The following is a 6,718-nucleotide window of genomic DNA, read 5'->3' as shown; positions in this document are numbered from 1 at the left end:
TGTCGAGCCGGCCAAAGGTCTCGCGCAGCTTCTCGAACATCGACTCGATCTCATCGATCTGCGCCACGTTGGCCTTGATAGCCAGGCTTCGCACGCCCGCGCGGGCGATCTCAGCGGCCGTCTCGTTCGCCCTCGTTCCCTGGCGGAGGTAGTTGATGGCGACGTTCGCCCCCGCGGAGGCCAGCCGCAGCGCGATCGCCCTGCCGATGCCCCGCGAGCCCCCCGTGACCAGGGCGCTCTGTCCTGTGAGGTCGATCTTCATGATTCCCTCCGCCCTTGTTCTCAGGCCCCGACCGACTGGGCCAGGTTGACGATCGGGCGCCCGGGACAGCCCGGCTCGCGGTGTCGCTCCGCGGCCCGTTCGGCTCGCCGAGCCGGCGGGCGCGAGCCCCGCGGGCCGCCAGCGCCATCCCGACGCCGCGCCGGCGATCGTAGGGGGGCGCTGGGCCGGGATCAAGTAGGACTGGTGCGCCGGCCCCTCCGGGTGCATTCTGTCGGGGCCTGGGAGTTTCCGCACGGGACGGCGGCCGGCGGAACGGCGGTTGCCGAGAGTCGTCCCGCGCGGGGAATCGTGGGGGAGAGGAATCGGGTGGATCTCATGTCTCGGCGCCTCGTCATCCTGTTCGCCGGCGTCCTTCTGTCGTCGTGCCCCTGGACGGTCGTCCGCGCAGATCCCGAGGTTCTCCAGGTCTTCCTCGAGGACGCGATCACGCCCGTCACGTCTCGCCATGTCGTCGAGGCGATCAAGGAGGCCGACCGACGGGGGGTCGAGGCGATCATCATCCAGCTCGACACTCCGGGCGGCCTCGATCTCTCCATGCGGGAAGCGACCAAGGCGATTCTCGGCAGCGCTGTGCCGGTGATCGTCTGGGTCGGACCGCCTGGCGCGCGGGCCGCCTCAGCGGGGATGTTCGTGACGATGGCGGGACACGTCGCCGCGATGGCGCCCGGGACGAACATCGGCGCGGCGCACCCGGTGGGGATCGGAGGAATGTCCCAGCCCGATTCCACGATGGGGTCGAAGCTCGTCAACGACGCCGTCGCCTATGCGCGCTCCATCGCCCGCGCCCGCGGCAGGAACGCCGACTGGGCGGAACGGGCGGTTCGCGAGAGCGTCTCGATCGAGGCGGAGCAGGCGGTCCGGGAGGGCGTCTGCGACCTGCTCGCCGATGACATCTCGCACCTCCTGCAGGCCGTCGATGGGCGTCAGGTCTCGACGCTCTACGGGGAAAGGACCCTGCGGACCGCCGGCGCGTCGGTCCGCGAGCACCGGATGGGATTCCGGGAGCGCCTCCTGGCGGTTCTCGCCAATCCGAACCTCGCCTATCTCCTCTTCCTCGCAGGCATCCTCGGGATCTTCTTCGAGCTGTCGAACCCTGGGGTCGTTCTCCCGGGAGTGATCGGCGGGATCTCGCTCATCCTCGCCCTCTTCGCATTCCAGAGTCTGTCGGTGAACTACGCGGGAGTGCTGTTGATTCTCCTCGCCGTGGTGATGTTCCTTGCGGAGATCAAGGTGCCAAGCCACGGGGCGCTCTCGATTGGGGGGGTGATCAGTCTGTTGCTGGGTTCACTCATGCTCTTCCGCGGCCGCGTCGGGGTGCCCGGGCTCTCGCCGGCCGTCTTGATCCCCGCCATGGCGGTGACGGCGGGGTTCTTCCTCTTCGCTGTCTGGATGGCCCTTCGCGCGCAGCGCCTGCGCCCGGTGACGGGCAAGGAAGGGATGGTCGGCGAGAGCGGAGTCGTCGTGGAGCGGCTCGACCCGCGGGGAAGAGTGATGATCCACGGGGAGATCTGGTCCGCGATCGCCGGCTCTCCGATCGCCGAGGGGAAAGGTGTTCGTGTCACTTCCGTGGAGGGTCTTCTTCTCCACGTGACTGCCGTTGACAGGGATTCGTCCGACCGGGAGGTCTAAGTCATGCCTCAGGTATTCGGTTCGTCCTTCTTGCTGATCCTGATCGTGATCCTGATCCTCGCCAGCGCCGTGCGGGTGCTGCGCGAGTACGAGCGGGCGGTCGTCTTCCGCCTCGGGCGCGTGATAGGAGGAAAGGGGCCCGGCTTGATCCTCTTGATCCCCTTCGTGGACAAGATGGTGAAGGTGAGCCTGCGGGTTCTCGTGATGGACATCCCTCCTCAGGATGTGATCACGCGCGACAACGTCTCGGTCAAGGTGAATGCCGTGCTCTACTTCCGTGTCGTCGATCCCAACCGGGCGATCCTCGAGGTGGAGAACTACCTCTTCGGGACCTCCCAGCTCGCTCAGACGACGCTGCGGAGCGTCCTCGGCCAGGCCGAGCTGGACGATCTCCTCGCGGAGAGGGAGAAGGTGAACATGCGCCTGCAGGAGATCATCGACCTGCACACCGATTCGTGGGGGATCAAGGTGAGCGCGGTCGAAGTGAAGGACGTCGATCTTCCGGTCGAGATGAAGCGCGCGATGGCGAAGCAGGCGGAGGCGGAGAGGGAGCGGCGGGCGAAGGTGATCAACGCGGAAGGGGAGTTCCAGGCCGCGCAGCGTCTGTCGGAGGCCGCGGCGATCATCCAGTCGCAACCGGCCGCGCTGCAGCTTCGCTACCTGCAGACCCTCGCGGAGATCGCCACGGAGAACAACTCGACGACCCTCTTCCCGATCCCGATCGACCTGCTGAGCGCCTTCACGCAGAGCCTCAGCGCTGCGAGAGGGCAGGGGACGCCGCAGATCTCCCGTCCGGCGAGTCCGACGAGCTGACCGGGCCTCGGGCGCCTGGTCTTGCGACCAGACGCATGGATGGCAGAAGACCCGCCGGCGCGCAGGGCGTGCCGGCGGGTCAAGCGGCAGTCCCCGTTGACGGGGCGACCGCTATCGTTCGACGACGAGCTTTCCCTCCGCCGCGGCCCCATCCCCCCAGACTCGATAGAAGTAGATGCCGCTAGCGGCCGGGATTCCGTCGGCGTCGCGGCCATCCCAGCGTATCGTGTGGAGGCCGGCGGGCAGGAGCCCCGTCTCCTGCTCATGCACCCTGCGCCCGGAGAGGTCGGCGACGAGCAGGCGGATCGTCGATGCGCTCCGCAGGCCGACCTCGAAGTCCGCGCCCTCGCGCGTCGGATTCGGATTGGCCCGGACCGCGACGTCCCGCGTCGCGCCGTCCTCTTCCGCGGAGGACGGAATCGAACCGCTCCTCACCCGGAAGGGCAGCGTCGTGAAGAACGCGGGGTTTGCCCTGCTCTGCGTCTTGATCCAGACCTTGCCGATTCCAGGATCGGGGTTGTCGGGATAGACGTTCACATAGAGCGAGTCGGAAAGCCCGGCAGGGAACCAGAGCGCCGTCCGCTCGGATCGGCAAAGGCCTGTCGATCGCTGGCAGAACTCCGAGGTCCAGTTCGGGGGCATCTGGGTCAGGATGTGGACGATCAGGGAGTCATTGAAACCGTTGTAGGAACGGATCCAGGTCCGGAATCGAACATCGTCGTATGGATTCGCCTGCTTGAAGGCCGTCGAGCTGCGGAACGCGAAGCTGGGCGTCGGGAGCGTCACCCCTCGTCCGACGGCAAAGGAGGCTTCGGCCCAATCCGAGGGATCGTCCACGCGGTAGATCCTGACGTCGGCCCAGCCCACGCCGTTCGATCCGCCCGGCATCATGATGAAATCGACCCTCAGGGTGTCCGGGCTGTCATTGCGCAGCGTGATCTCGTGATCGTCCGGAAAGCAGATGCCGGCGGAGACCTGGCAGTACTGGATGATCCAGTCGGACGGGCCGTAGGAGTCGAACACCACGAAGAGCCGATCGCCTGCCGGCAGATTGGTCTTCAGGAGCGCTGGCAGCTCGACGTAGGTCTCGGAGGACTGAACGGAGCGATATGCCTCCAGGGGCTGGTAGACAAAGGTGCTGGCCGGCGCCGCCTGCGGCGATAGCAGGAAGCAAGCGGCAATCGCCGCTAAGACAAGACGGTGCGGAATGCGCATGCTGATTCTCCTTGTGCAGTTCCCGGTTTCCCGGGAACGGGTGTCTCAGAGGCGATCGAATCGCTCTACCTTATGATTATACCTCATGTTGCGCGGCAAATCAACAGGCAGGCTGGCTTCTGCGGATGGCTTCTCACGGCCGATCGTCAGGGGAGATGATCTTCGGGGCTCTCCGCCGCGGAATCGGTCCAGATCTCGGGCAGATCGATCCCGAGGTTGGCCGCGATCATGCGACATCCGGGCATCCGTTGAACGAGGATGTGGGCGATCCAGCCCAGGGCATAGCGGACTCCATCGGTCTTCTCCGGTTTCTGGGAGCCGAACAGGCGGACGACCATGCCCCCTTCCCGCTCGGCCAGCTCGATGAGGAAGGACTGTCGCAAGAAGCCCTCGATGACCGCGCACTCCACGAGCGCCCGCTTCCCGCCGGACGCGACGTAGACGTCGACCGCCTTGACGATGAGCCGCTCGTTCCGGATGAGGGTCGGGGCGAACGATTCCCAGAACCTTCTCAGGTCGCAGGGGCCGCTGATGAGCACGTGTGGCATGGCAGATCGCCGGGATCGTGAGCCGGGGCGCGGTCATCTGTCAATCCAAAGAGCTTCAGGTTCGCGCCGGCGTGCCGATAGCCAGTCTTAGGTACCCTGCGCCTCGGGGCTGTTTCCTCCCCGGGAAATGCTCCTAGCCTTGGATGCTGTGGGAGGCCCCCGAGGCAGCGGGGTTAAGAGGAAGCAGGCGATTCGCTCCGGCGCGTTCGCCGGCCTGCATGCATGTCTGCGGGGCCCCGCGTGGACCGGGGGCCGGCCTCAAGCTCGCTAGCGCCTCTCCATTCTCTCCAGCCGCCTCTCGAGTCTCCGGATCTGCTCGCGAAGCCTGTCCAGCTCTCTCTCCATCCGACGCTCGGCGCGATCGAGGATGCGTGAGTCCCTCGATCGTTGCCGCTCGAGGCGGGGGCGGGCCAAACCGGGGCGCTGCGGATGCTCCCAGCCGCGCTCGATCCGTCCTCGCACCTCCTCGCGTTGGCCCTTTCGGATGATCGATGCGTTAAAGTCGTCGCCGCCGGAGAGGCGGTGGAGGCGCGCCCGAAGGTCCTCGACCGTCGCGACCCGCTCGCCGTTGAGCTCGAGGATCACGTCTCCCGGCAGGAGGCCGGACTGCTCGGCGGGACTCCCGGGGACGACGCCGAGGATGAGGAGGCCCTCATCCGGCTCGACATCGAAGTAGGGGGCCAGGTGCCTGTCCAGGCTCTGGACTCGGACCCCGAGCGTCGGGCTTCCCCCGAGGGGTTTGACGATATCGGGCAGATCAGGCATCGGCAGCCTGCGGTCGGGCTTCTTCTCCTTCTCCGATCGCCCGGGGGCGGGTCCCAGAGTCACGCGGACGACCTCCTCCGCCCCTCCCCTCTGGATCAAGACGTCGACACGCTCGCCCTCCTCCTTGCCGCGGAGGTAGCCGACTAGATCCGCTGAGGTCTCGACGGGGCTCTTCTCGACGCGTACGATGACATCCCCCGCGCGGATGCCGGCCCGTTCGGCGGGGCTGTCCGGGGCGACGTCGCTCACCAGCGCCCCGGCGGCGGCCCCGAGATCCATGGCCTCGCGCAGCGACTCCGTGACATCCTGCACGGAGACGCCCAGCCAGCCCCGTGCGGCGGCGGAGGAGGCGGCGGGAAGGACAGCCAGAGCGCAGACGATGGGGAGGAGTGTGACGGTGATTCGAAATGGACGACGCGACCGGCATCGTCTCGACCGGGCGGAAACGAGGTTGTTCATCGGTTCGTTCCTCCTTGCCACCCGCATCTTACACCTGCCTGGCGGGACCGGTTCCGCCGCCTTGTGCGTTGCGGCCCTCCTCGCCGCGGGATTCCTCGCGAGTTCCCGGGCCGAACCCGCAGAGCAGGAACCCGACTCGCTCTCCTTCGCGATCGCATCGATACAGGCTGAGATCCGCGCGAATCCTCGCGACGGCTCCGTGAGGGTGAGGCTCGCGGAAGCCTACAAGATTCGGGAGAACTACGCCGCGGCCCGAGCGGAGGCCGAGGCCGCCTTCAAGTTGGGCCTCGATGGCGTCGATTCTTCTAGGGCGGGGCTCCTGCTCGCGGAGGTCGCGCTGAAACAGGGGAGGACGCGCGAGGCGCGCACGCGGCTCGCCTCCCTCGCATCGAGGGGCGACGCCTCCCCCGCGGCGCTCGCCTACCTCGCGCAGCTTCGATGGGACGACCATCAGAGGGAGGCCGCCGTCACGCTGGCGGCCGAGGCGCTCGGCAGGGGCGAGACGATGCCGGAGGAGAGACGGTGGCTCGCGGAACGATGGAAAGACGTGGGTCGGCCCGACATGGCCCTTCATCTGAGGCGCAGCCTCGCGGCGCGGGGAGATGCGACCGAGGAAGATCTCTTCCAGGTGGGTCTCCTCAGCCAGCAGCTGGGGCGAGGCGAGGAGGCGTTCGAGGTCTATTCGCGGTTGCTCGAACGGCGGCCGCTTCATCCACAGGCCAACTACAATCTCTCCCTCCTGTGCCTCGCGGTCGGGGATACGGTCGGCGCGACGCGGCACCTGGAGCGGGCGATTCAAGGCGATCCGGGCCTTCATCGATCCTACATGGATCTCGCCATGCTCTACATGGGGACGCGGAGGCTCGCCGATGCCCGGCGCGTCCTCACCCTCTTCAAGGGGGAGATCGGCCGCGACTCGCTCCTCGCGGCGGAGGTCGAGGAGATACTCAAGAGCCTCGGCTCCGGATCCGGGGCGAGGTAGGAGCCGCAGCCGGTCCGATGGCGG

The 6,718-nt window shown here is 67.3% G+C and carries 7 protein-coding genes; 3 read left to right on the top strand and 4 right to left on the bottom strand.

Features of this window, described 5'->3' with window-relative positions; translation table 11 throughout:
- On the bottom strand, nucleotides 1-730 hold a 730-nt coding region (locus FJY88_10665; protein MBM3287794.1), incomplete at its 3' end, for an SDR family NAD(P)-dependent oxidoreductase.
- Between FJY88_10665 and FJY88_10660 the strand changes: the two genes are divergently transcribed.
- Both FJY88_10660 and FJY88_10655 read left to right on the top strand, forming a co-directional pair.
- Entirely contained in the window at nucleotides 599-1,912 is a 1,314-nt protein-coding gene (locus FJY88_10660; GenBank protein MBM3287793.1) for a nodulation protein NfeD, read from the top strand. The two genes, FJY88_10665 and FJY88_10660, sit on opposite strands and share 132 nt — an antisense overlap.
- A gap of 3 nt (nucleotides 1,913-1,915) precedes the next feature.
- Complete coding sequence (locus FJY88_10655; GenBank protein MBM3287792.1) at nucleotides 1,916-2,725, top strand: slipin family protein; 810 nt, start codon at nucleotides 1,916-1,918, stop codon at nucleotides 2,723-2,725.
- Nucleotides 2,726-2,836: 111 nt separating this feature from the next.
- Here the strand turns inward: FJY88_10655 and FJY88_10650 are convergent, their stop codons facing one another.
- The 3 genes from FJY88_10650 to FJY88_10640 form a co-directional block, all read right to left on the bottom strand.
- Nucleotides 2,837-3,940, bottom strand: coding sequence for a hypothetical protein (locus FJY88_10650; protein ID MBM3287791.1), 1,104 nt, complete (start codon nucleotides 3,938-3,940; stop codon nucleotides 2,837-2,839).
- 146 nt (nucleotides 3,941-4,086) lie between these two features.
- Complete coding sequence (locus FJY88_10645; protein ID MBM3287790.1) at nucleotides 4,087-4,488, bottom strand: hypothetical protein; 402 nt, start codon at nucleotides 4,486-4,488, stop codon at nucleotides 4,087-4,089.
- Nucleotides 4,489-4,755: 267 nt separating this feature from the next.
- The gene (locus FJY88_10640) at nucleotides 4,756-5,739 is read right to left on the bottom strand and encodes a PDZ domain-containing protein (protein MBM3287789.1); all 984 of its coding nucleotides are present in this window, start codon (nucleotides 5,737-5,739) and stop codon (nucleotides 4,756-4,758) included.
- Between the two features lie 34 nt (nucleotides 5,740-5,773).
- Between FJY88_10640 and FJY88_10635 the strand changes: the two genes are divergently transcribed.
- A complete protein-coding gene (locus FJY88_10635) occupies nucleotides 5,774-6,694 on the top strand; it encodes a tetratricopeptide repeat protein (protein ID MBM3287788.1) in 921 nt (306 codons plus the stop codon).
- The last annotated feature ends 24 nt before the right edge of the window (nucleotides 6,695-6,718 follow it).

The sequence above is a fragment of the Candidatus Eisenbacteria bacterium genome, from assembly GCA_016867495.1.
Lineage (GTDB): Bacteria > Eisenbacteria > RBG-16-71-46 > CAIMUX01 > VGJL01 > VGJL01.
This window is presented reverse-complemented; position numbering and strand designations above follow the sequence as displayed.